This window comes from Bacillus sp. FSL R5-0439 (genome assembly GCF_038008805.1).
Taxonomy (GTDB): Bacteria; Bacillota; Bacilli; order Bacillales; family Bacillaceae; genus Bacillus; species Bacillus safensis.
The window spans coordinates 1,146,559-1,171,685 of record NZ_JBBOZW010000001.1 but is presented as its reverse complement, the minus strand read 5'-3'; the positions used below and the strand labels follow the sequence as shown (position 1 = coordinate 1,171,685).

Here is a 25,127-nt window from a genome sequence, read left to right as displayed (position 1 = left end):
TGATGTTGTACCTCTATCTTAATCAGGAATTGTTCATTGGTCAAGGGTTCATTGTCATTCTAATTGGGCTCTTAGTCCTGCTACATACTCCCGGGAGCCCGATACAAGCACACGGTCGCCGCTTCTAAGTGTCGTATCTCCATGCGGTACTAAGCTGTCTACCCCTCTGAAAATCCGGACAAATACCAAATCACCGGTGAAAGGAAATTCTCTCAGCATGACATTATGATAACGATGATTGTTCATTTGAATTTGATACAAAGAAGAATCCTCATTTGTTAGCAATCGAATCGCATCAGGTGCTTCAATCAAAGCTCTTAGCACTGTTTTAGATGAAAGAAAAGTAGAAAACGTATCAATGCCTGCTTCTTTCAATGTCAGCTCTGCCTCAGCTTTGTTGACACTTGCAATGACTTGTTTTGCTCCTTCTTCTTTTGCAAATAAAGCAATTTCCTTATTTTTTGTCTCACTGCCTGTTGCGACGACAAGGACATCCTCTTGGCCGACGCCTGCCTTTCTCAGCGTCTCATCGTCGTATTGTTCAATTGATTCGACTTCAAAGATAGAGTCTGCCAGCAGTGCTTCCTTATTTTCTTGAAACACATGCAAAATCCGAATGTCATATTCATCCTGATGCAAATCAAGTGTGACAGGTAAGGTCAGCTGATTTGCACCAATAAAGGTCACACGCTTCTTATGGCTCGCCGCTTGTTCTTTTTTAAAGAGCGCTTTAAACCAAACAGGTGTTAAAATACTCGTTAGCACAGCAACTAAAATTAGCGCTCCAGACATTTTATGATCAATGACACCGAGCCGCTCACCAATCGTCGCTGCTGCAATGACAAGAGATAACGTTGAAGTTAATAAAAAGCCGGAGCCGATGACCTTATTCATGTCATACCATTTTTTCAAATAAAGAATTGGGATGAGCTTACTTATAAGCAACGCAATAAACAGTAGCGGAATCATGATCATGATGGTTGGATCCTTAAACAGTGCCCATATATTCAGATCCACTCCGACCATCACAAAAAAGATCGGGATTAAAAATCCGTAGCCAAATGAGTCCAGCTGCTGAACGAGCTCTTTATTTGGCGAAAGAAGGGACACAAGTACGCCAGCTAAAAACGCCCCAAGAATATTTTCAGCCCCGAGTGATTCAGATAAGGCAACTAAGACTATAATGAGAGTAAAGATTGCCCTTGTCCCAATTTGCACGGTTCCTTTTGACATCGACTGAAAAATTGACTTTGTCTTAAATACGCGGCCAAATAAATAAAGAAGAATGCCTGCAGCAAATAATAAGAGCAGAAGCCACATGTTCCCTGTTCCATCTCCATAAATGGAGGAAAACACAGCAAGTAAAATCATCGTGACCAAATCAGCAATGACAGCTACAAGCAGAATGATTTGACCGATATTCGTCTGCATCAACTTTTCCTCTTTTAAGGTTGGCACCACTACGCCTAATGAGATGGTAGAGATAATGAGCGTCATTAAAAAGGCATTTTGGATAAACCCTGCGAGTACAAACGCATAGGACAGGATAAAAGAAATACAAAATACCCCAAGAAAAATAATGGTGGCTGCTTTAAATGTATTTGGTTCTTTTAAACCATTTGGAAGTTCTCGTGCTTTCTTCTTTGACTCAAAAGAAGAAAAATCTATTTCAAGTCCACTTAAAAACATCAGAAAAATAAAACCGAGCATGGATAATGTATCTAACCACGCATCATGTTCGACAACCAGTTGAAGACCGCTTTTCCCAATGATGAGCCCCATAATGATTTCAGCTACAACGACCGGAATGGTCAGCTTAAATCGGTGCAATAAAATAGGGGTGAAAAAGGCGACAATAATAACGACAACGAGTGATGAAACAGATGTATGCTCCATTGGCTAAAGCCTCCTAACATTCATGTTTAATTTTATAAGTCTTACGTTAAAGGATTGATTCTAACAATTGCCTAAATGAAATGAAAGCCATTCGTTATATTTTCTAAAATTCAAACTTCTTTATATCCGACGAATGGATGAAAAAAATCAGGAGGAAACCTTATGAAATTCGATATCATTGGCGATATCCACGGCTGCTACGAAGAGCTGCTTACCCTCATACACAAACTAGGATACGAACTCAAACATGGATTACCCGTCCATCCTGATAAGAGAACGCTGGCCCTTGTTGGTGATTTAACAGATCGAGGGCCTCAATCAGTAGACGTCATGCGATTTGTCATTCATGCCTATTCACACGGCGCAATCCGCTATGTACCTGGCAACCATTGCTTTAAGCTTTATCGTTATTTAAAAGGAAATCCCGTCAAATTGCTTCATGGCATCGAAACGACAGTGAACGAAATAAAAAAACTGCCAACTCATGAACAAAACAAATTATCACATGAATTTAAGCAGTTATTCGAGAAGGCTCCGCTTTATGATGTACTCATTCCTGATGAGCTGATCATTGCACACGCAGCGATGAAGGAAAAGGATATTGGAAAAAAGCCGAATAAACAGATGCGGTCCTACTTATTATTTGGTGCCGTCACAGGAGAAACATGGCCAGATGGACGGCCTGTTCGCAAGGACTGGGCAAAGGAATATCACGGAAAACCGTGGATTGTGTACGGCCATACACCTGTGAAAGAACCTCGATTCGTTGGCAGAACCGTCAATATTGATACAGGCTGTGTATTTGGCAACAAACTGTCTGCCCTCACATACCCTGAGCTTAAAACGGTCTCCGTTCCCTCATCTATGCCTTATGACGATTCAAGATTTCAGCATTTCACATTATAAAAAAACCCGGCCCTGCATGCAGGTGACCGGGTTTCTCTAATTAAAAAGCAAGGATTTCATATCATCAGGAAGCGGAGCTGAAAATGTCATTTGCTCACCTGTCATCGGATGAGGAAACACAAGGGTTTCACTATGCAGTGCCTGCCTGTCTATCCGCTCGGCCCTTCCGCCATACAGCGTATCTCCGATGAGCGGATGCCCAAGAAATTGCATATGCACACGAATTTGATGTGTTCTCCCGGTTTCAAGCGAGAGAGACACATCCGACATATTTAACTCAGCGATTACTGCTCGCACGTTATAATGCGTCACTGCCTCCTGCCCAGTATCATCAACCATCCGCTCGATGATACTATCCCCTTTTCGGGCAATTTTTGCAGCGATGGTTCCATGTTTTTCTGTGATTATGCCATGTGTAAACGCTCTGTATGTTCGCTTAACCGCTCCACTTTTTTGCGCCTTAGATAAAAGGCTATGGGCAAAACGATGCTTTGCCACAAGCATAACGCCAGATGTATCACGATCAAGACGGTTCACTAAATGAACCGTATGCCGAACAGACTGCTTGGCATAATGGTGCAGTAATCCATTCGCAATACTGTGCTCGGGGTGCTCCCGAGAAGGGATCGAAGGAATATACGGCCTTTTATTCAGCACAAGGACATGCTCGTCCTCAAATATAATATCAAGCGGAATCGGTGCAGGCTTCAGCCCTTCACTCACTTTTTCCTCGGGAAATAAAATGGTGAGCCTGTCCCCTTCATGCAGCTCATATCTCACGGTAACATGCTCTCCATTAATGAGGAGGTCACCGCCATCAAACTTAATATCCGTCAGCATTCTTTTCGAAATACCAAGATCAATTAAATATTCCTTTAAAAACAGCCCTTCTTCTTTGGCTGTCATGGTTTTGTTTAACGTAAAGTATTCCAGCGAGAACAACCTCTTTCTTATTCTCCTTTTCCGATAAAGGAATCTTGCACCCTTTTCCAAAACGGAAACGGTCTAAATCTAGCAAAACGGACATTCTCGTCTGCCACCCGGCATTGAATGGATTTGACGTCTTTATGAAGCAGCGTCAAATGATCAATCGTCACCTGAAAATCGACATCATTCCTCGGCTTAATCACACAAGTATGGTGGTCAGGCAAAATAAGCGGTGAACCGACCGTCCGGAACACTCTGTTGTTGATTGAAGCCATTTCTGCCAGCTGAATGGCTCTAATGGAAGGATGAATAATGGCGCCTCCAAGTGCCTTATTATAGGCCGTACTGCCTGATGGAGTAGACAAACAAAGGCCGTCACCTCTGAATGTTTCAAACAGCTGGCCTCTGATTTCAACATCTGCCACAAGTGTCCCTTCCATGCTTTTAATCGTACATTCATTCATTGCTAAATATTTCTCTTCTCTGCCGCCGTCGTTGTATCTGACAATGACCTCTAAGATCGGATATTCCACAATATGATAAGGCGTTTTCGCAATGGCTAAGACGAGTTTTTCAATCTCACTCGGCACCCAGTCAGCATAGAAGCCAAGATGACCTGTATGAACACCGACAAAGGCTGTTTCATTCAGACGGTTGCTGTAGCGGTGAAAGGCATAAAGAAGGGTGCCGTCTCCACCAACCGTAATGACAAGATCCGGTTCCTCTTCATTTAGTTCCATGCCAAAATCCAATAAGTAGGTCTGAATTTTACTTTTGAGCGTGTCAGATACAGAATTCCCTTTTGAAGAAACTGCAAATTTCATGAATTCTTCTCCTTTTTCACCTTGCTGCTATGAGAGGGCAGCATCATATTTGATCAAACTGGCTCAGCTGTCGTTTTTCTTTTTCCGGGAAAATGCCACTTGTGCTTCTTGAATTTCCCCTCTAATTTCGGACATCTCTTCATCGAGACGAGATGCTGCCTCAGATGCTCTTTGAAGGCGCAGCTTAACCTTCTCCGGGATATTCCCGCTATATTTATAATTCAGAGAATGCTCAATGGTCGCCCAAAAGTTCATCGCAAGCGTACGAATTTGGATTTCGACAAGGAGCTGCTTCTCTCCGTTGATCGTTTGCAGCGGATATAACACAACAAGGTGGTAAGAGCGGTATCCGCTTTCTTTATGTTCTGCAATATAGTCGCGTTTATCTACAACCACAAAATCTTTACGTGACTGGAGCATTTTTTTCACGACTTGTATATCTTCTACAAACTGGCACATAATGCGAAGCCCAGCAATATCCTGCATCGTTTCAATCTCATGCATCGGGATGTTTTTACGCTTTGCCTTTTCTAATATGCTGGCAACGGGTTTCACTCGGCCTGTGACAAATTCTACTGGTGAATGGTCATCCTCGAATTCATACAGCTTTCGAATGCCTTTTAGTTTCACTTTTAATTCTTCGACTGCTTGTTTATACGGTGCGAGGAATTGATCCCATTGTTTTTTGTCCATGAAACTTCCCCCAATTCCATATACCTAATTATTTCAGAGGAATGTGCTTTTCACTTTCTCTTCCATATCTCCGTAATTGGCATTGTCTTTAATATTGTCGATTAAATAATGTAATTCCTGTTGAAGCTGAATGAGTTCCAGCGAATATTCATCCGATGCCAAATAGACAGGGATGTCACGATTCATTGCTTCTTTTAATGGAGCCCATGTATGTTCCCCTAAAATAAGATACGAAAAGGACTCCTCGGTTTCAAGTATGTAAACGAACGCAAAGTGATCAGAATCAACAAGCATTTGTCCTGATGCTTTTGCTTTTTTGATTTGCTCTTCTGACTGGATTGTCAAAATCAGCCTGTCTTCTTTTAAAGTTGCTTCTGTGATTTCAATTCTGTTTTGCATCATGATCTCCTTTACAACAAAGTACAGCTTTATTTTATCATATCAAGTTCAATATTGATAAACCGAACTTTTGGAGAAAATCCTGTTTTTCTCTTTTAAATGATTCTTTCCCACGATTCTTCATTCAATTTGGTCCACGTCTAAAGAAAATAAAGAGAAAAAACAGTCTTTTACATGGTGAACACACTTCATGTACAATAATCATATTTCTTCTAAATGAAAGGTTGATGTCAAAATGGCACAGGAAATTGAAATAGAACTAAAACAATTATTAATGAAAGAAGAATTTGATCAGCTGAAACAGCATTTTCAATTGAAGGATGCGGATTTCCACACACAAACCAACTATTATTTTGATACACCTCAATTTGATATAAAATCTCAATTGGCTGCATTAAGAATGAGAGAAAAAAACGGTCAATGGGTGCTCACATTAAAGGAACCGCACGAGATAGGCTTGCTTGAAACCCACCAAACGATTGCTCCCCCATCACAACTTAACGATTTTGAGCTGCCAGAAGGTGAAGTTGCGGACAGATTAGCCCACCTGAACATTCAAAAGGATCAAATTGTGTACTTTGGTTCACTTGAAACGTCAAGAGCAGAAAAAATGATCCAAGAAGGCTTAATTGTTTTGGATCACAGCCGATATTTAACAGTAGAGGACTATGAACTTGAATTTGAAGTGAGCGACCTGGAAATCGGACAAGCCGCTTTCTCCGCATTGCTCCGCAAATTTCATATCCCAGTACGAAACACGAAAAACAAAGTCGTTCGTTTTTATGAAGAAAAAATGAAAACACAGAATAGATGAATTCCTTGAAGGAGGAACATGATGAACGTTAATCAACTTCAATCCTTTATGCAGCTTCAAGCGCTTAAAACGTTACAAACAGATCCAGCACAAACGCAAATGTCTGCGGGTCAAGAATCGAATGCCCAAGCTTCATTTCAGTCGCTGCTGCAAGATTTTTTAGGCGGATCAGAATTATCACGTCTCCCGCTTTCCATCTCTGCTTTTATGGGCACGGATCCATCAACGGCTCCGAACACGCAATATGCGCGTACAAACCCATATTTATCTGCGATTGCCGGCAGTGATCAGCTTGAGGCTCAATCTTTATATGCAAATGACAATCAATTAAATACAGCGAATGGCATTGGAAATGTCTTAAACAACAGCTACACACCGCCGCTTCAAAAGGCTGTCTCCAGTGGCTCATCATCAAAAGAGATTAATCAAATCGTGTCACAAATGGCTCAAAAGCATGGCGTTCCTGAAAAGCTTATTCACGCAGTCATTAAGCAGGAATCCGGCTATCGCACGAATGCTGTCAGCCATGCAGGTGCGCTTGGTCTCATGCAGCTCATGCCATCTACGGCTAAGTCACTTGGCGTCAACAATGCCTTTGATGCTACCCAAAACATTGAAGGCGGAACGAAGTATATAAAACAAATGCTTCAGAAATATAACGGAAATATCTCACTCGCCTTAGCTGCCTATAATGCAGGTTCAGGAAATGTAGATAAATACGGGGGCATCCCTCCATTTAAAGAAACACAAAATTATGTAAAGAAAATCACAGCTCAATATTTCGCTTAAACCGAAGAGAATAACCTCTTCGGTTTTTTGTATGTCGCTTTTCCCCCTTTTTTGACTGAATGTGTTATGATATGGTCAATTGATCACGGAACCCGCCCCACTCTTTATTTCGAGCAGACCAAAGCTGTTTGTTTGTGGAATTGAGATGAGGTTGTTAAAATAAGTACAAGAATAGAAACAATAAAATAGAACAAACTGAATATCACTTTTGAAATAAATGAAATGCGCAATAGGGTGAGTCATCCTATTAACTACGAGTAAAAGGAGTAGTCAACATGGTACAATCGTTTAACGCACCTTACGAAGCGGTTGGAGAGGAACTTCTATCGCAACTTGTTGATACTTTTTATGAAAATGTAAAGTGTCATCCTTTGCTTCATCCTATTTTCCCGGATGACTTAAAAGAAACAGCAAGAAAACAAAAACAGTTTTTAACGCAATATTTAGGCGGACCACCGCTTTATACAGAGGAGCATGGCCACCCAATGCTGCGGGCGAGACATCTCCCTTTTCCGATTACTGAGGAGCGGGCGGACGCATGGCTTGAATGCATGGAGGATGCAATGGATCAAGTAGGACTAACCGGCGATATTCGTGACTTTTTATTTGAACGGCTTTCTCTGACGGCTCGTCATATGGTCAACCAAACACCTGAAAAGGATGGACGATCTTGAGCTGCAATTCGCACGATCAATATTTCTCACACTGTCACGGACATCCTCAAAAGCCGATTGAAATCTATGTATTCATTGATCCGCTAAGCCCAGACTGCTGGTTATTAGAGCCATCCATTAAAAAATTGAAAATGAAATATGGCCGTTTTTTCACTTTACGAACAGTAACAAGTTCTAGTATTAATGCATTGAATCGGAAAAGAAAGAAACATTTACTGACTGAAGCATGGGGGAAATTTGCCACTAAAACGCAGACCAAAAAAGAACAAATGCTGTCTGAACAAATTGTGACATCCCCCTACCTCGCCTCACTCGCATTAAAAGCAGCGGAGCTTCAAGGAAGAAAATGCGGAATGAAATTTTTGCGTCTCATTCAAGAATCGCTTTTTTGCCATCAGCAAGATGTCACAAGTGAGCAGGTGCTGATAGAAAATGCAAAAAGTGCTGGTCTGGACATCGAGGAATTCCAGCGCGACATTCATTCTCAAAGTGCGGTGAAAGCACTACAATGTGATATGAAAATTGCAGCTGAAATGGACGTATCTGAGCTTCCGACCTTCGCCTTTTTTAATACCGTAAATGGAGATGAAGGATTAAAAATTTCAGGTGCCTGCTCTTATGATATATACGAGGAAATTCTTTTTGAAATGATTGGTGAAAAACCAACACCATCTGAACGGCCTCCAATTGAATGGTTTATTGCATACTTTCAATTTGCATCCGCAAAAGAGATAGCCGTTGTTTATGACCTGACGCTTGAAGAAGTTGAACGAGAAATGAAGAAGCTAGCTTTCGCTCAAAAGGTAGAACGTGTACAAGTGCAGCAAGAAATGTTTTGGCGCTATAAAGAGAATGACAACCATACAGATCTTGATGTCTATCGCTGTGAAAATGAACATGGGTGCTGACCCATGTTTTTTCTTTACTTCAAAAAGGAACATTTGTTCTATTTATAGACACGAAGAAACCGCGCCGGGATAAGCGCGGTTTCACTATGTCTTAACGACAACAAAGGGGATGGGAGAAATTTTTCACGGTCAAACAAAGGGGTAATGTTTGTATGTGATTAATTTCACATCTGTAGTATATCAAATTTTGTCGACTTATGACAACAGATATACTATATGTTCATATTTTTGTCACAAAACATAAGAGGGTTGTCACTTTCATATAGTAAAAGTAACAAAAAAATGGGGGGATCTGCATGCGCAGCACAACTATTGGACTTGTTGCCATTGGCTTATGTTTCTTTTTAAATATATTAGGCTTAATGAAAATGCTTCCTCTTTATTTGACGTCTCCACTCTTATTTGCTGCGATTCTTTTTACGCTTTATCGAATGAATCACCGTAAGACCTTTAGAGGTTTTAAAGGTTGATCATTAAAAAGGATTGGCCTCTACATCTGAAGAGGTCTTTTTTATGAGAAAAAAACTCCTGTCAAAATATGAGCTGGCACTCACACGTCTGACAGAAGTCTTTTCATTACTCACCTGTTTTGGAGATGAGCTCTTCCATTTCTTTTAGTTTTTCTTCAAACAATTGGCATGCTGCTTCAATTGGTTCTTTAGAAGCCATATCAACACCAGCTTTTTTCAGCACATTGATTGGATAATCAGAGCTTCCTGCTTTAAGGAAATCTGTATAGCGCTCTACCGCTGGTTTTCCTTCTTGTAAGATTTGCTTGCTTAATGCCTGCGCCGCACTATAGCCTGTCGCGTATTGATACACATAATAGTTGTAATAGAAATGAGGAATTCTCGTCCACTCTAATCCAATTTCCTTATCAACCACCATGCCGTCACCAAAATACTTCTTGTTCAGGTCATAATAAAGGTTCGTCATAAATTCTGGCGTTAAAGCCTCTCCTTCTTGTGCTTTCACATGAATAAGATGCTCAAACTCAGCAAACATCGTTTGTCTGAATACTGTTCCTCTAAATCCTTCTAACAAGTGGTTTAATACATACAAGCGCTGTTTTTTATCGTCTAAATGATTAAGCAGGTATTCGCCTAGTAACGCTTCATTTGTAGTGGAAGCCACTTCAGCTACAAAGATACTATAGTTTCCATACGGATATGGCTGGTGTTTTCTCGTGTAGTAGCTGTGTACAGAGTGCCCAAATTCATGAGCCAGCGTAAACAAATTATCAATGTTATTCTGCCAGTTCATGAGGATATATGGATTTGTACCATAGCTTCCTGATGAATAAGCACCGCTTCGTTTCCCTTTATTCTCATAAACGTCTACCCAGCGATTTTCGAGTCCTTCTTTTAACACGGACACATATTCTTCTCCTAATGGCGCTAACCCTTTCAGCATATAATCCTTTGCTTCATCGTAGGTGAGCTTCATGCCAGCATCTTTCACAAGTGGTGTATACAAGTCGTAATTGTGCACTTCATCAAGCTTTAATACCTTTTTGCGTAATTCAATATAGCGGTGTAACAACGGTAAATATTGATGAACTGTATCAATTAGATTGTCATACACTTCTTCTGGGATGCTGTTTCGTGATAGTGCTGCTTCTCTTGCCGATTTGTAATTTCGTACTTTTGCATAAAAATTATCCTTTTTAATTGAACCGCTTAGTGTAGAAGCAAGTGTGTTCTTATACTGATCATACGTTTTATACACAGCTTTAAAGGCATTCTTTCTCACTTCACGATCATCACTATTTAAAAATGTAATAAAGTTGCCGTGGGTAATTTTCTTTTCCTCCCCATTCTCATCCTTTACAGAAGGGAACGAAATATCGGCGTTGTTAAACATACTAAAAGTAGTAGATGCAGATGAAAGTGGTTCAGAGGCCTCAGCTAATAAAGCTTCTTGTTCCTCACTTAAAATATGTGGACGCTCTTTATTAATTTCTTCGAGAGCATGAGAATACAGTTTTAATTCTTCTTTTTCCAGAATAAATTGCTGCAATTTATCTTCTTGAATTGATAAAATCTCTGGAACAATATAAGCAGATGTACTAGACAGCTGTGTAAATAGATTCGAGGCTTTATCATTTAACGCCTGAAAGGATGAGTTCGTTGTATCTTCATCGTATTTCATGTGCGCATATGTATAAAGCTTGCCAAGCTTTTCAGAAAGTTGATCCTGAAAGGTTAGGGCTTCATACAGGACATCAGCAGAATGGGCCAGCTTGCCTTTAAATTGTGCCAGCTTCGGAATTTCTTTTTTGACCGCTTCGAATTCCTTGTTCCATGCATCGACGCTTTCAAAAATATCTTCAAGGCGCCATTTGTTTTCTTCTTTTACTTCGCTTCTGTCTGGTAGATGATTGTTTTTGTTTTGTGAAGTCATATGAATCCCCCTTGCATGAGTTGTGTTGAACCAACCTTTCGGAAAGTGAAAGAAATTGGTGTTGTATTTATCTTCTTTGTTTTGAACTATATTTGTCAAATCATATGCAGAAATAAATACCAAACAGACTAAAAAAATGAGAAAAAAGCGTTTCTTTCGATTCAATAGCAGCACCACCTTTTTCTTATCATGATCAAAGTGGTCATGAAACATGCTAATGAAATAAGAAAGCATCTCGTTTTAGCACTTCATCAAGTGTTTGTATTGGCATTTGATTCGACGATACTTCATAATTACCCTCTTTCGTCATATGTAAAAACCCTTGTCTTACAAGCGCCTTTACATATGCAGTGACCACCCCTTTTATTTCTTCTCTTGACACATCACTATATCGGAGTTTCACTTCTTTCATCTGCACACACCGGTTGATTTCTTTCATCAGCTGTTGAATCGTTAGTCTTCCGCTTCCTTTTTTCCTCATCATCCAATCATAGAGGCAACCTTGCCAAACATATACGGGACTTGAAAAGATATACGCTTCTTGCACCGGGATAAATAATGCAGTCGGCAAAAAAGGAAATGCTGTTTGATGATGCTCATAAAAAATATCTCTCAAACGTTTGCTTTCATTTGATAAAATGCGAGGAGGACGCTGCCTAAATTGCTGTATACATTTAAGCCATTGTTGGTTTACTTGACACTTGCTTGAGGGAGGAGATAGGAGTGCAGGAATTTTGCTGTATGCGGAAGGTGGTCTGACAGTCATTGCCGCACATATTTTCGTTGGTTGAAACACGAGAAATTGATCAAGATGGATGAACTTATTTTGAAGCGGGCAGAAAAAAATCAACCGCCTTTTCTCTGATTCCCTTAAAATTCCCCAATGAATGGAGGAGAAAGAAAAAAGCTGGGCAGATTTTCGTTTCAAACGATTTGCCCCTATCATCCATATTGGAAAGAGACCTGCTTCACGGAGACCTGCTGTTCTTCTGCGCAGCTCCTGCCGGGAAATATTAGCACATTGAAATTCGATTGCATAGGTTTCATTTCCTATAGAGACGGTCACATCAGGACGCTGATGAACCTTTGACATATACTTTTCCAGCGCTGGTTTATGTCCAAGCCGCTTCAGCCAATTCATAATGGCTTCCTTTCCCGCCTGATGATAAGCCGTCTCGCCTGAGGCTAACGAACATGCTGTCAGCTGTTTATGCGCAAAATGATAGACACGATGCTCCCCTAGCTTTAATTGCACCTCTTCCCTACATTCAGGACAATAAAATTTGCACGTCGTTCTTACATGCTCCAGCCGGCTTTTCGATAGATGATGTGTAATTCGGATAAGCTTACCGTTATCCATCATTGCTGTATTCATTCAGTTCGCCCCTCGCTCTTTGATGCCCGTATTATAGCTTGTTCGTCTATAAGAAAGCGAAAAGGGAAAATGAATTTTCACCGTGTCAAAAAATGATTTTACTGATCATAATTTCCGTAAAATAAAAAATCCCCCTTATAGAAAAGAGGGAAAATACAATCTTTATAAAAGTGGTGATAATAATCTTGCAGTTGATTCAAACAGTCTGACCCTCAAAGGTCTCTTTGCGAACTCTTCTGACACAATTTCATGTGACTGCTCTAAATCACCTAAGAAATCGTTGACAAGCTTCTCTGTGCTTTTCGTTTTATAGAGGAAGGCATTCACTTCAAAGTTCAAATGAAAGCTTCTCATATCCATGTTTGCCGTTCCAATTGACGCCAGTTCATTATCCACAATAATAAATTTACTATGCATAAAGCCTTGATCATACTCGTACACCTTCGCCCCTGCATCAAGAAGCTCTGGGAAGTATGAACGAGACGCATGGAACACAATCCGTTTATCTGGATTCTTTGGAGCAATAATCCGGACATCTACTCCGCTCAATGCGGCAATTTTCAATGCGGACAGAATATCATCATCCGGGACAAAATACGGTGAAGCGATCCAGATGGACTTTTTAGCGGAGATGATCATAGAGAAAAAGAGATTTTTAATGACCTCCCACTGCTTGTCAGGCCCGCCAGCAATCATTTGTACGCCTTCTGTTGTACTCTCAATGTGGCTGAAATCTTTGAAATAGTCCACACCTGAGCATCTTTCATTCGTCATATAATACCAATCCTGCATGAAAATCTGCTGGAGGTCACGAACTGCTTCGCCCTTAATCATCAGATGTGTATCACGCCAGAATCCATATTGTCTACTTCTGCCCATGTATTCGTCTCCGATATTAAGCCCGCCGACAAATCCCACTTCTCCATCAATGACAACAATTTTCCTATGATTTCGGAAGTTAATTTTATTATTTAAAAGGGGGAGCCTTACTGGTAAAAATGGAACGATCTGAACGCCAGCCTTTTCTAGGTCAGCAATATATTGACGAGAAAGCTTTAAGCTTCCTACATCGTCATATAAAAAGCGGACAATCACGCCATTTTTCGCTTTTTCAATTAGAATGTCCTTTAATTCTTGGCCAAGGTCATCGTGGCGGAGAATGTAATATTCTAAATGAATGTGATGTGTTGCTTTTTTGATCTCTTCAAAAATATGAGAGAATGTTTCTTCACCATTGGTTAAGACTTTAGAGGACGTGCGATATGTAATAGGAGTATGTCCAAGTCTGTGGGCCAGCTTAAATAAGAGCTGCTGATGATCACCCATATGCGTCATTTTTTCAATCGCTTCTCTATGAATACGTTCATCTTCCTGGATTAACTGCTCATCCAATACCGCTTTCTTTTCAAACAGCCGGCGCTTTTTGATATTGCGTCCAAAGAAAATGTAGAACAAAAAGCCGAATAACGGAAAGCTGCCCAGCAGAACAAGCCATGTAATCGTGTGAGACGGATTCCGATTCTCCAAGAAAATAACAAATCCGATGAAAATAATCGATAAAGTAAATAGAACACTGACTGAACTTAATACACTTACCGCTAAATCACCGGCAATCAATTGGACAATTAAATAAGCACCTATCGTAATGATTAGAAAAAATAGAACTTTGACTAAATTTCTCATTTCATTTTCTCCTTGCCGATCTCTTTATTTACCTATTCATTCAGATAAAAAAGCCGATTCCTCTATAGAAATCGACTTTTTGTTAGTTACGAGAAGTGCTGTTGAATCGTTTCAAGGGCATTCCCTTCGATAATCAGCTGACCGTATTCTTTCAGTCTGTAGATGCTGACAACTGATTCATGAGCATATTCAAGCAAAATGCTGAGCTTATTCTCCACTTGCTCATCTGACAAATCCTCGTGGAAGTCAACATATAGATAATAACGGTTTTCAAACGAATATAAACTTGTGGTAAAATCCTGCATATTTAATTGAGAAAGTGCAATCAAATCTTCAAAATCATCCATTTTCAACACGAATTGAAGTTGAAGTTTTTTGTCCTTCTCATTATGGTCTTCTTGATCTTGCTCTTCTTTATGAAAATCATCAAGCAGTGCGTCTAAGCTTTCTTCATCTGTTTGATCTTTTTTATCTTCTGGAATCGGCAATTCGAGCTTTTGTCCATCTTTAGAAAGTTGGGCTTTTGTCACGACAATTTCAAGACCCTTGTCAAGTGCCTGTACTTGAATCCAAAGCGGTCCCTCTACTGCAAATTCTTCTTCTTCGTGCACTTCGTCCATTACTTCCCAAAACAGCTCTTCACTGCGCTCACGATTATACCAAATCTCTTCACGGTCAAATCCGCGATCTTCAATATCACCGTAGGAAATATAAAATTTGACTGTATGTTCATTTATTCTTTCGATTTCCATTTTGCCAACCTTCCCTTCTATATAAGATGTTGAAGGGACATACAAGCTCCCAATTAATAGTACTTTACTACACTTTACCCGTTCCGTCTACATGTTAACCGTTTAAAGAATTGAGGTATTGCTTCGTACTGTCTATTTTATGATAAAACATGAATAAAAGAAATAAAAACGCATTTTTTGCAGAGAAAACTTGCAGAAACATATATTTGAATTGTCTTCATATATTGGTTGTACGAGCTCTATTTGGGACATGAGGTGAAATGGATGGAAACAGAGTGGATCGTATCCTTACTGATGATTATTGGCATAGACCTGATTTTAGGCGGAGATAATGCGCTCATCATTGCAATGGCCAGTCGAAATTTATCACATGATAAACGCAATAAAGCCATTTGGATCGGCACACTTTTAGCCGTGCTGATGAGAATTACAATGACTGGTGCCGCCGTTTATTTATTGACTATCCCTTATTTGCAGTTTATTGGCGGTCTTTTTCTCCTTTATATAGGATACAATCTGTTAATTGAACAAAAGAAGGAATCGATTCGGATTAAGAGCAGCGGCTCCCTTTGGCGTGCGGTGCAAACCATTGTGATTGCCGACCTCTTTATGTCACTTGATAATGTCATCGCAGTTGCAGGTGCGGCAAAAGGCAACATGCTTCTGACCGCTTTTGGCCTCATGATTTCTGTACCGATTATTATTTGGGGAAGCAAGCTGATTCATGCAGCTTTGACCAAATTTCCGTTTCTTTTATACGGAGGAAGTGCGCTGTTGGCCTTTACTGGCGGAGAAATGATTGTGCGTGATGTAAAATTGACTGAATTTATGTCACAGCATGCCACGCTTGAATTGTTGCTTCCGTTCTTAACCGTCATAGTGGTCATATTAGCCAGCCTCTTTTACGAACAAACGGCTGAAACCAAATAAAAAAAGCTGCCAAATGATCGGCAGCTTTTCGTGTTTATATTAGTTAGCAAGTCGCTGAGCTTCTCTAAGTTGGAATGTACGAACCGTTCTTGGCAAGAAACGTCTAATTTCATCTTCATTGTACCCAACTTGTAATCTTTTTTCATCCAAGATAATTGGACGACGTAAAAGACCTGGATGCTCATTGATTAGTTTATACAATTGTTGAAGCGGCATTGTCTCAACATTGACATTTAGTTTTTGGAATACTTTTGAACGTGTTGAGATAATTTCGTCTGTACCGTCTTCTGTCATTCGAAGAATTTCTTTGATTTCATCGATTGAAAGAGGCTCAGAAAAAATGTTTCTCTCTTGATATGGGATATTGTGCTCTTCTAACCACGCTCTTGCTTTTCTACATGATGTACAGCTTGGTGATGTGTATAATGTTACCATAAATCTTCACTCCTCAATTTGTAGAATGAATATTGATCTGTATTCTTAAATTAAAATTGTTCTAAATAAGTAATCTTTATAGTGATTATACTATAAAAAAGTAAGTGTGAACAGATTTTCTTGCAATTTTTGTGACAAAAACTAGACAATTTCATTCATTTTGTAGTGCTGCTTGATGTCAGAACATTCTCATTTAGTCGAGATGATCGAAAATATTTTTTTGCTTTCTATTTTCAATGATCTTCAATACATCATCAACATCCTCATACGATTGTCCATACCATTCTTCATCTTTATACGTATGAATTCGTTCATAGGTCTTCCTCATGGCTTCCATGATCTCTTCCTCATGATTTGTAAGAGGCGACCAATAAAGAATTTCCATGCGGTTCACTTCATTTGTTGCAAGTGACCTGCGTTTATAACCGATTGATTCTGCATGCTTGAAGTGCTCTCTTTGGTAAAACTTTAGGCGTTTTGCAGTATCTGCATCATCTTCATCTACAGGCTCGACTTCAAGCAAGATCGGTTTCTTTTTTTCCTTCAGCTTATGGATCAGCTTTGATCCGAGGCCTTCACCTCTTGCATCTTTGGAAACAAATAAATAATCAATAAAGATGAAAGAATCAAATTCGGCGTACATCATCACATGATGAGGTCCTTCCTCCTTATGATAAATATCACTTCTTTCCTTTAATAAAGCTTCCATATGCTCTTTTGACTTCATTTCTTCTATCGGGAAGTATTCACTGAGCTTTCATACCAATTCATGGATCTGCTCCTTATGCTATAGTTAAGAACCACTTCCTTAGATATTCCCGATTTCCTGCTATTTAAACGCCTGTACTAGTAAGACGCAGCAAAGTCTTCAGTAGTTTCACTTTTTTTCAATTAACGTAAAAAAAGTTTTATAACGAACGATTCATGACGAGTTGAATACAGACAAACAAGATCAGTGTCATCGTGATTTGCAACATGATGAAATAAAGATATTTTACACGCCGTGCTTCTTGCTTCTGCCCCCTTGTCTTTCGGTTAAGCATATATTCCACTGAAAAAGACACAATCCCAATGAGCGCCATAAACAAGAGCATCCACTTGCCTCCGTTTGGCTTCCTGAAAAAAGACGTTGAAAATAGTATGAATACAATGAGAACATGAAGCAATGAATAACGATAGGTTTTCCAATTGGACATTTGATTTCCTCCGGTTCTGCTTGTACTTAACTAGAAATTACCATCATCTTGTTTTTTTGTAAAATAAAAAAAGAAGCACTGCATTAGCAGTGCTTCTCTCTTCTTATGATTGTTTCGCCTGAAGCTCTTTGAATTCTTCCTCTGTGCAGCTCACAAAGTGACCTGGCTTCACTTCACGGAACTCGGTGTTTGTTCCTTTGTGAACAGATGGATCATACTTGATTCGTTTACGGTTACGCTCATAATCAGGATCTGGAAGCGGAATCGCAGACAATAATGATTTTGTGTATGGGTGAAGCGGGTTTTCGTATAATTCATTCGCTGGTGCCAGCTCAACCAATTTTCCGAAATACATCACGCCGATACGATCGCTGATGTATTTTACCATGGACAGGTCATGGGCAATGAATAAGTACGTTAAACCTTTTTCCTCTTGAAGCTCTTTCAATAAGTTGACGACCTGCGCTTGGATCGACACGTCTAATGCAGAGATTGGTTCATCGGCGATGATGAAATCAGGCTCTACTGCTAATGCACGTGCAATTCCGATACGCTGTCTTTGACCGCCTGAGAATTCATGTGGGTATCTGTTCGCATGCTCTTTGTTCAATCCAACAGTTTCAAGTAATTGATACACACGCTCTTTACGCGCCTGTTTTGTTTTCGCAAGACCATGAATGTCGATGCCCTCTGCAATGATATCAAGCACTGTCATTCTAGGATTGAGTGAAGCATATGGATCTTGGAAGATCATCTGCATTTGACGGTTGAATTCAAGCATTTTTTGTCTTGATTTCTTCCCGTGTACATTTTCCCCTTTATAAAGAACTTCACCATCTGTCGCATCATAAAGTCTAATGATTGAACGACCCGTAGTGGATTTACCACAACCAGACTCACCTACAAGACCAAGCGTTTCACCTTTGTAAATATCAAATGAAACCCCATCAACTGCTTTCACAGTTCCTCTTGCTGTATGGAAATGCTGCTTCAAATTTTTGATTTCTAACAGTTTTTCTGCCATGCTATTCACCCTCTTTTACTAATACAGGTTTTTCGTAGCTACCTTCTAGTTCACGCATTCTCGCCTTTACAGAAGCAGGCGGTTCAACTTTAGGTGCATTCGGATGAAGTAGCCATGATTTCACATAATGCGTATCTGATACTTTGAACATTGGCGGTTCTTGTTCGAAGTCAATTTTCATTGCATAATCGCTGCGGAGTGCAAATGCATCTCCTTTCGGCGGGTTTGTCAGATCTGGTGGTGTTCCTGGAATGGCAGTCAGCTTTCCTTCTTCTCCACCATCAGTGTCAAGACTCGGCATTGATGCTAAAAGTCCCCATGTATACGGATGCTTTGGATTGTAGAAAATTTCATCAACAGTCCCTGTCTCCACAATCTGTCCTGCATACATAACAGCTACACGATCAGCGACGTTGGCCACAACACCTAGATCATGCGTAATAAAGATAATCGAAGTGTCAACCTTTTTCTGAATTTCTTTCATTAATTCTAAAATTTGTGCTTGAATTGTTACATCAAGTGCAGTCGTCGGCTCATCAGCAATCAACAGCTTTGGATCTGCTGCAAGCGCCATGGCGATGACAACCCTTTGTCTCATCCCGCCACTAAATTCGTGCGGATATTGTTTGATTCTTTTTTCAGGCATTGGAATTCCTACAAGCTCCAATAGTTCAATGGCTCTTTTTTCAGCCGCTTCTTTTGAGATTTGTTCATGCTTGAACAGCACTTCTGTAATTTGCTTCCCGACTTTCATCGTTGGATTCAAAGACGTCATCGGATCTTGGAAGATCATTGAGATGTCTTTTCCTCGAATGGTTTGCATTTGTTTCTCGGTTTTCTTGACAATATCCTGGCCATCAAACAGGATCTGTCCGCGCTTGAAATAACCCGGCGGCATCGGAATTAGTCTCATGATCGCTTGTGATGTCACACTTTTACCAGAGCCAGATTCACCTACAATAGCAAGTGTCTCGCCTTTATTTAAGTGGAAGTTCACACCACGAATGGCTTGAACTTCTCCACCATATGTTTTAAATGAGATTGCAAGGTCTTTCACCTCTAGAATACGTTCACGTTCCATCCTAATCACTCCTTATTTACGCAACTTCGGATCTAAAGCGTCTCTTAGTCCGTCTCCAACCACGTTAAAACCAAACATTGTAATACAGATAAATGCGGCTGGGAACCATAATCTCCAAGGGTAGTACGTCATGGCTGGAATTCCGTCAGACGCCATTGTTCCCCAGCTCGCTAACGGAGCCGGTACACCAAGCCCTAGATAGCTTAGGAACGCCTCTGTGAAAATAGCAGAAGGAATCGTTAATGTCATTGTCACAAGAATTGGTCCCATTGAGTTTGGAATTAAGTGTTTAAATAAAAGTCTAGATGTTTTCGCACCTAATGTTTGTGCTGCAAGAACGTATTCTTGACTCTTTAATTGTAAAACCTGTCCCCGAACAATACGCGCCATGTTAATCCAGCCTACGACTGTCATGGCGAGGATAATCGTTAATAATCCTTTAGGAAGAACAACCATCATTAAGATGACCATTAATAGTGTTGGAATTGCCCATAAAACGTCTGCAATACGCATCATCACTTCATCTGTACGGCCGCCTTTGAATGCAGCAATACTTCCCCAGATAATACCGATGATTACGTCAAGGAGCGCTGCAGCAAGACCGATGAAGATCGAAATTCTTGCCCCGACCCATGTACGGACAAACATGTCACGTCCTAAATCATCTGTACCAAACCAGTGCTCTTTTGAAGGCGGCTGGTCAGCATTCAGCAAATCAGTCGTGGAGTAATCATATTTAGAAAAAATCGGAACAAAGATGGCCAGCATCACAATAATAAAAATGATTGTGAGTCCAACCATTGCAAGTTTATTGGCACGGAAGCGAAGCATGGCATCCTTCCATAAAGATAGACTAGGTTTAGAAATTTTTTCAGATTCTGCTGCGTCAGCTGTCGCAGGCACAAATAAATCTTTTCTCATCTCTTCCATGTGTTAGACCCCTTTCTTCGCCTTCGTCAGTTTAATTCTAGGATCGATAATACCGTAGAGAACGTCAACGACTAGAATACTGACTAATAGAATAATACTGTAGAAGACTGTAACACCCATGATGACGGTGTAATCACGGTTTGTAATGCTTGTGACAAAGTGAGAGCCTAATCCAGGAATACCAAATATCTTCTCAACGACAAAACTACCTGTTAAAACTGAAGCAGCCATTGGTCCCATGTATGTGATAACAGGCAACAATGCGTTTCGGATGGCGTGTTTGATCGTCACAGCTGATTTTGTTAATCCTTTCGCTCTAGCCGTTCTAATATAGTCACTATTTAGTACTTCAAGCATACTTGACCGTGCAAGTCTAGCGATAAATGCCATTGGCATGAAGGAAAGTGCAATAGAAGGTAGTACGGTGCTGGCCCAAGACTCCCATCCTGCAACTGGGAAGATCGCTATAATGCTTGCCTCAGATGCAAATACATATTGTAGTAGCGCCGCTAAAATGAAACTTGGAACTGAGATTCCAAAGATCGTTAAAATGGCAATCGTATAGTCTTGCCACTTGTTATGATAGAGCGCTGCAAGGACCCCAAACAATACACCAAATGCTAATGCGAGGAGAATTGCCTCAATTCCGAGGGTAAAGGAAACGGGGAATCCAGAACTGATTAAGTCATTTACGGTTTGTCCTTTATATTTAAATGAGGGACCAAAATCTAATTTTGCAACTGAACCTAAGTAGCTTACATATTGAACAAATAAGGGCTTGTCCAATCCGTAGTGCTCGTTTAGGTTTGCTTCAATTTCAGCAGGAAGTTTCTTCTCTCCAGAGAATGGACCACCAGGTGCTGCCTGCATGAGAAAGAAAGTTGCAGTTACAATAACAAACAGTGTGATTAAAATATATATTAATCGCTTACCGATATATTTAAGCAACGGAATTGCACCTCCATGATTTTACAACAATTTCTCTAATCAGCAAGAAAGGTATATGGAGAGACATCCTCCATATACCTTAAGATCCTTGCCGTAGATCTCTTACACTATGACTCTTACTTTTCGAAATGTGCCCATTTGTATTGAACATCACCTAGTCCAGATACAACTACACCTTTTAGTTTAGGATCTTGTACCCAAAGCTGAGTGTAGAAGTAAATTGGTGCTACAGGCATATCGTTGATGATGATTTCTTCTGCTTTTTTCAGCATTTCTTCACGCTTTGTTTTATCTGTTTCTTTAGCAGAATCATTCAACAATTGTTTGTACTCTTTGCTTTCCCATCCAGTGTCGTTGTTTCCACCGTCTTTATCTTTGTAAAGCTCAAGGAAGTTCACTGGATCGTTGAAGTCACCTAACCAGCCCATACGTCCGATTTGGTAGTCTCCACTGTGGATTTTGTCGATGTATACGTTCCACTCAGAGTTATCAAGTTCAACTTTCACACCTAAATCTTTTTTCCACATTTCTTGAATTGCTTGTGCAATCTTTTGGTGGCCTTCATCAGTGTTGTAAGAAAGTTTCAATGTTGGAAGATCAGAAACAGACTTATAACCTAATTCTTTCACACCTTTTTCAAGAAGCTCTTTAGCAGTTGCTACATCGTGATCTTTGAAGTAGCCAGTTTTGTTATCAGTGAATCCTTCCATTGTTGGAGGAACGATTGCCATTGCTGGCACTTGCTCACCTTGCGTAATTTTGTCAACGATCGCTTGACGGTTGATTGAGTATGTCAGGGCCTTACGGATATTTGCATTGTTTAAAGGTTTTACTTTTGTGTTGAATTTGTAGTTATAGATACCAGCGATCGTTTGGATTTTCAGACCGCCTTCTTTTTTCAATGTTTTTAAAGACTCAGTTGGAAGGCTTCCAGTTGGAGAACCAGCCCAGTCAAGCTCGCCTTTTTTGAACATGCTAAGCTCAGTGTTTGTATCTTTGATCATAGACATGTTGATTTTTTTCAATTTCACAGTATCTTTATCCCAGTATTCATTGTTCTTTTCAAGCGTGATAGAACCGCCATGTTTCCATTTAGAAAGAACGAATGGTCCGTTAGATACGTAGTTTTCACCAGCATTTGTGTACCAGTTTTTATTCTTTTCAGCCACTTTTTTGTTGATTGGCATATACGTATAGAATGCAGTTAGTTCAGTAAAGAACGGTGTTGGGTTCTCTAGCTCAACTACAAGCGTTTTGTCGTCTTTAGCTTTAATGCCAACATCAGCAACTTTCGATTTCCCTTTGTTCGCTGCTTCAGCACCTTTAATATAGTAAAGCTGGTAAGCATATTGAGATTCATTTTTAGGATCTAATGCCCATTTCCAAGCATATTCGAAATCTTTAGCTGTAACAGGGTCACCATTAGACCATTTTGCATCACGAAGTGTGAATGTGTATGTTTTACCATCAGCACTTGTTTTGATATCAGAAGCCATTGCATTTTCTGGCTTTCCTTCAGCGTTAATTCTTGTTAATCCTTCAAAAGTCTGACGGATGACACTACCTGAAGTTGAATCATTTGCCAATCCCGGATGTAGAGAAAAAGGCTCAGTGGAGATATTCACATTTAATGTTGTTTTAGCCTCTCCAGAACTGCTCGTGCTGTCGCCTGATTTGTTTCCGCTGAAACCACAAGCGCTTAATACAAGTGTGAAAATAAGCATTAAAGTAACAACAGACCAACGCTTTTTCAACTGTATTCCCCCTTATAATATGTTTTTAGTTCAAAGGTCTCGATAGAAGATGAGATTCAGATTTAAGAAATAGCGTAAAAAAGTCCCTGAATAGCTTACTTTCTATTTCTTTTGTTTTTTCTGAATTTTCACTATGTAAAGAGCCTAGCACAAACGTGTGAACAAATTCATTATAATGAATAGAATAATTTATTGCAATATCAATTTCATATATTTTTTAAAAACGTAAATGGGGATAAAGAGGGATTTTTATAAACTAAAGTCTCAATCACTTCAACAAATTAAAGCGTAAATTGATTAAAATAATTTAACAAATTGAGCAGGAATAATGTTTTATACATATAATTAATCATCCTTTTTTAAAAAATTCTGACAGATATTTGTTATTTTATCTAAAATTTTAAGTGTCAATAGGCATGATGAGAAGGTCACATAATGGCTTCGTGACTTTTTCATGGGCATCCTTTATAATAGATAGACATATTGTTGCGATGAAAAAGAAGAGTACATATATTCACCATTTACAGAGAGTCTGCGGCCGGTGTGAGCAGATAATGGCATGTATGGAATGGGCTTTGGAGCAGCTAACCGAACACTTCTAAAAAAGTGAGTAGGCTTAGACGGAGCAGTCTCCGTTATCAACGTCTTGAGTGATTTCTATGTGAAATAACAAGGGTGGTACCACGGTTCATTCGTCCCTTTTCTGTTGAAAAGTGATGGGTGGGCCTTTTTATATTGAAGAAAAGAGGTTTTAGTATGACAAAGAAGACAATTTTTTCAGGCATTCAGCCGAGCGGTTCTGTCACATTAGGGAACTATATTGGAGCAATGAAGCAATTTGTCGATTTGCAGCATGACTATAATGGCTATTTTTGTGTCGTAGATCAGCATGCGATTACAGTGAGTCAGGACCGATTAGCTCTCCGCCAAAATATTAGAAGCTTAGCAGCTCTTTATTTAGCTGTTGGACTTGATCCAGAGAAGGCGACATTGTTTATCCAATCAGAGGTACCTGCTCACGCCCAGGCAGGATGGATGCTGCAATGTGTTGCTTATATTGGAGAATTAGAAAGAATGACCCAATTTAAGGACAAATCCGCTGGTAAGGAAGCCGTTGTTTCAGGCCTATTAACGTATCCCCCATTAATGGCAGGCGATATCTTATTATATGGTACTGATTTAGTCCCTGTTGGAGAAGACCAAAAGCAGCATCTTGAATTGACTAGAACGCTTGCTGAACGCTTTAACCGAAAATACAATGACATCTTCACTGTGCCTGAAGTGAAAATTCCAAAAGAAGGCGCTCGGATAATGTCTTTAACAGATCCAACGAAAAAAATGAGCAAATCCGATCCGAACCAAAAATCCTTCATTACCTTATTAGATGAACCAAAGCAGCTTGAAAAGAAAATCAAAAGTGCTGTGACGGATTCAGAAGGCATCGTCAAGTATGACAAAGAGAACAAGCCTGGAATTGCCAACTTGCTGACGATTTATTCTGTATTAGGCAACATATCGATTGCAGAGCTGGAGCAAAAGTACGAAGGCAAAGGATATGGTGAGTTTAAAGGAGATCTTGCGAACGTTGTCGTTGATTCTTTAAAACCAATTCAAGATCGTTACTATGAACTGATTGAATCAGACGAGCTTGACCGTATTCTAGACGAAGGTGCTGAAAAAGCAAACCGCGCAGCAAACAAAATGCTGAAAAAAATGGAGAATGCGATGGGTCTTGGCAGAAAACGCAAATAAAAAAAGCTTGCAGCACTACCCGCTGCAAGCTTTT

General features: G+C 39.9%; 24 protein-coding genes, 1 pseudogene and 1 other annotated feature. Of the genes and pseudogenes, 8 read left to right on the top strand and 17 right to left on the bottom strand.

Annotation, left to right across the window (positions count from 1 at the left end; genetic code table 11):
* Window positions 1-54: 54 nt before the first annotated feature.
* Window positions 55-1,896, bottom strand: a complete 1,842-nt coding sequence (locus tag NST59_RS05790; RefSeq protein ID WP_058838853.1) for a monovalent cation:proton antiporter family protein — start codon at window positions 1,894-1,896, stop codon at window positions 55-57.
* 162 nt (window positions 1,897-2,058) lie between these two features.
* On the opposite strand from NST59_RS05790, the gene prpE reads away from it, so the two are divergent.
* The gene (gene prpE / locus NST59_RS05785; protein WP_058838852.1) at window positions 2,059-2,802 is read left to right on the top strand and encodes a bis(5'-nucleosyl)-tetraphosphatase PrpE; all 744 of its coding nucleotides are present in this window, start codon (window positions 2,059-2,061) and stop codon (window positions 2,800-2,802) included.
* Window positions 2,803-2,838: 36 nt separating this feature from the next.
* On the opposite strand, the gene NST59_RS05780 is transcribed toward prpE, so the two are convergent.
* The 4 genes from NST59_RS05780 to NST59_RS05765 all read right to left on the bottom strand — a co-directional run bounded on the left by NST59_RS05780 (window position 2,839) and on the right by NST59_RS05765 (window position 5,645).
* Window positions 2,839-3,708, bottom strand: coding sequence for an RluA family pseudouridine synthase (locus tag NST59_RS05780; protein WP_341041005.1), 870 nt, complete (start codon window positions 3,706-3,708; stop codon window positions 2,839-2,841).
* Window positions 3,709-3,752: 44 nt separating this feature from the next.
* Window positions 3,753-4,553 carry an NAD kinase gene (locus NST59_RS05775; RefSeq protein WP_039177835.1) on the bottom strand — a complete coding sequence of 267 codons (801 nt, stop codon included), beginning with the start codon at window positions 4,551-4,553 and terminating at the stop codon, window positions 3,753-3,755.
* A 63-nt stretch (window positions 4,554-4,616) separates the two neighbouring features.
* Window positions 4,617-5,246: a GTP pyrophosphokinase gene (locus NST59_RS05770; RefSeq protein ID WP_039177834.1), complete on the bottom strand. Its 630-nt coding sequence runs from the start codon at window positions 5,244-5,246 to the stop codon at window positions 4,617-4,619.
* Window positions 5,247-5,279: 33 nt separating this feature from the next.
* Window positions 5,280-5,645 carry a UPF0738 family protein gene (locus NST59_RS05765; protein WP_126682009.1) on the bottom strand — a complete coding sequence of 122 codons (366 nt, stop codon included), beginning with the start codon at window positions 5,643-5,645 and terminating at the stop codon, window positions 5,280-5,282.
* A 235-nt stretch (window positions 5,646-5,880) separates the two neighbouring features.
* Here NST59_RS05765 and NST59_RS05760 point away from each other — a divergent pair, with 235 nt between their 5' ends.
* The 5 genes from NST59_RS05760 to NST59_RS05740 all read left to right on the top strand — a co-directional run bounded on the left by NST59_RS05760 (window position 5,881) and on the right by NST59_RS05740 (window position 9,300).
* Entirely contained in the window at window positions 5,881-6,459 is a 579-nt protein-coding gene (locus tag NST59_RS05760; RefSeq protein WP_144491081.1) for a CYTH domain-containing protein, read from the top strand.
* A 21-nt stretch (window positions 6,460-6,480) separates the two neighbouring features.
* The gene (locus NST59_RS05755; RefSeq protein ID WP_144490915.1) at window positions 6,481-7,248 is read left to right on the top strand and encodes a lytic transglycosylase domain-containing protein; all 768 of its coding nucleotides are present in this window, start codon (window positions 6,481-6,483) and stop codon (window positions 7,246-7,248) included.
* Between the two features lie 275 nt (window positions 7,249-7,523).
* Window positions 7,524-7,922, top strand: a complete 399-nt coding sequence (locus NST59_RS05750) for a globin domain-containing protein (RefSeq protein WP_008355333.1) — start codon at window positions 7,524-7,526, stop codon at window positions 7,920-7,922.
* Window positions 7,919-8,830, top strand: a complete 912-nt coding sequence (locus tag NST59_RS05745; RefSeq protein ID WP_341040441.1) for a ClpXP adapter SpxH family protein — start codon at window positions 7,919-7,921, stop codon at window positions 8,828-8,830. Before NST59_RS05750 ends, NST59_RS05745 begins: the two co-directional genes overlap by 4 nt.
* A 296-nt stretch (window positions 8,831-9,126) precedes the next feature.
* On the top strand, window positions 9,127-9,300 hold the full coding sequence (locus NST59_RS05740) for a hypothetical protein (RefSeq protein WP_039177829.1): 174 nt from the start codon (window positions 9,127-9,129) through the stop codon (window positions 9,298-9,300).
* Window positions 9,301-9,406: 106 nt separating this feature from the next.
* On the opposite strand, the gene pepF is transcribed toward NST59_RS05740, so the two are convergent.
* From pepF to mecA, 4 genes are all read right to left on the bottom strand, one after another.
* The gene (pepF, locus tag NST59_RS05735; protein ID WP_282960901.1) at window positions 9,407-11,233 is read right to left on the bottom strand and encodes an oligoendopeptidase F; all 1,827 of its coding nucleotides are present in this window, start codon (window positions 11,231-11,233) and stop codon (window positions 9,407-9,409) included.
* A gap of 214 nt (window positions 11,234-11,447) precedes the next feature.
* On the bottom strand, window positions 11,448-12,608 hold the full coding sequence (locus tag NST59_RS05730; RefSeq protein ID WP_341040440.1) for a competence protein CoiA: 1,161 nt from the start codon (window positions 12,606-12,608) through the stop codon (window positions 11,448-11,450).
* A 162-nt stretch (window positions 12,609-12,770) separates the two neighbouring features.
* Window positions 12,771-14,291: a cardiolipin synthase gene (cls, locus tag NST59_RS05725; protein ID WP_064498302.1), complete on the bottom strand. Its 1,521-nt coding sequence runs from the start codon at window positions 14,289-14,291 to the stop codon at window positions 12,771-12,773.
* 86 nt (window positions 14,292-14,377) lie between these two features.
* The gene (gene mecA / locus NST59_RS05720) at window positions 14,378-15,043 is read right to left on the bottom strand and encodes an adaptor protein MecA (protein WP_024425038.1); all 666 of its coding nucleotides are present in this window, start codon (window positions 15,041-15,043) and stop codon (window positions 14,378-14,380) included.
* Window positions 15,044-15,307: 264 nt separating this feature from the next.
* Here mecA and NST59_RS05715 point away from each other — a divergent pair, with 264 nt between their 5' ends.
* Complete coding sequence (locus NST59_RS05715) at window positions 15,308-15,973, top strand: TerC family protein (protein WP_064498301.1); 666 nt, start codon at window positions 15,308-15,310, stop codon at window positions 15,971-15,973.
* Window positions 15,974-16,012: 39 nt separating this feature from the next.
* Here the strand turns inward: NST59_RS05715 and spxA are convergent, their stop codons facing one another.
* The 8 genes and pseudogenes from spxA to NST59_RS05675 all read right to left on the bottom strand — a co-directional run bounded on the left by spxA (window position 16,013) and on the right by NST59_RS05675 (window position 23,341).
* Window positions 16,013-16,408 (bottom strand): transcriptional regulator SpxA, encoded by a 396-nt coding sequence (spxA, locus tag NST59_RS05710; protein ID WP_003211421.1) that lies wholly within the window; start codon window positions 16,406-16,408, stop codon window positions 16,013-16,015.
* 193 nt (window positions 16,409-16,601) lie between these two features.
* Window positions 16,602-17,179: pseudogene (locus NST59_RS05705) on the bottom strand (GNAT family N-acetyltransferase).
* A 137-nt stretch (window positions 17,180-17,316) separates the two neighbouring features.
* On the bottom strand, window positions 17,317-17,604 hold the full coding sequence (locus NST59_RS05700) for a hypothetical protein (RefSeq protein WP_144490911.1): 288 nt from the start codon (window positions 17,602-17,604) through the stop codon (window positions 17,317-17,319).
* A 103-nt stretch (window positions 17,605-17,707) separates the two neighbouring features.
* The gene (locus NST59_RS05695; RefSeq protein ID WP_024425041.1) at window positions 17,708-18,628 is read right to left on the bottom strand and encodes an ABC transporter ATP-binding protein; all 921 of its coding nucleotides are present in this window, start codon (window positions 18,626-18,628) and stop codon (window positions 17,708-17,710) included.
* Between the two features lies 1 nt (window position 18,629).
* Complete coding sequence (locus NST59_RS05690; protein ID WP_064498299.1) at window positions 18,630-19,709, bottom strand: ABC transporter ATP-binding protein; 1,080 nt, start codon at window positions 19,707-19,709, stop codon at window positions 18,630-18,632.
* Window positions 19,710-19,721: 12 nt separating this feature from the next.
* Window positions 19,722-20,639, bottom strand: a complete 918-nt coding sequence (locus NST59_RS05685; RefSeq protein ID WP_048238483.1) for an ABC transporter permease — start codon at window positions 20,637-20,639, stop codon at window positions 19,722-19,724.
* Between the two features lie 3 nt (window positions 20,640-20,642).
* The gene (locus NST59_RS05680) at window positions 20,643-21,587 is read right to left on the bottom strand and encodes an ABC transporter permease (protein WP_047201795.1); all 945 of its coding nucleotides are present in this window, start codon (window positions 21,585-21,587) and stop codon (window positions 20,643-20,645) included.
* Window positions 21,588-21,703: 116 nt separating this feature from the next.
* A complete protein-coding gene (locus NST59_RS05675; protein WP_216431206.1) occupies window positions 21,704-23,341 on the bottom strand; it encodes a peptide ABC transporter substrate-binding protein in 1,638 nt (545 codons plus the stop codon).
* Window positions 23,342-23,823: 482 nt separating this feature from the next.
* Window positions 23,824-24,044: a binding site (T-box leader), on the top strand.
* 53 nt (window positions 24,045-24,097) lie between these two features.
* On the opposite strand from NST59_RS05675, the gene trpS reads away from it, so the two are divergent.
* Entirely contained in the window at window positions 24,098-25,093 is a 996-nt protein-coding gene (gene trpS / locus NST59_RS05670; RefSeq protein ID WP_341040437.1) for a tryptophan--tRNA ligase, read from the top strand.
* Window positions 25,094-25,127: the final 34 nt, after the last annotated feature.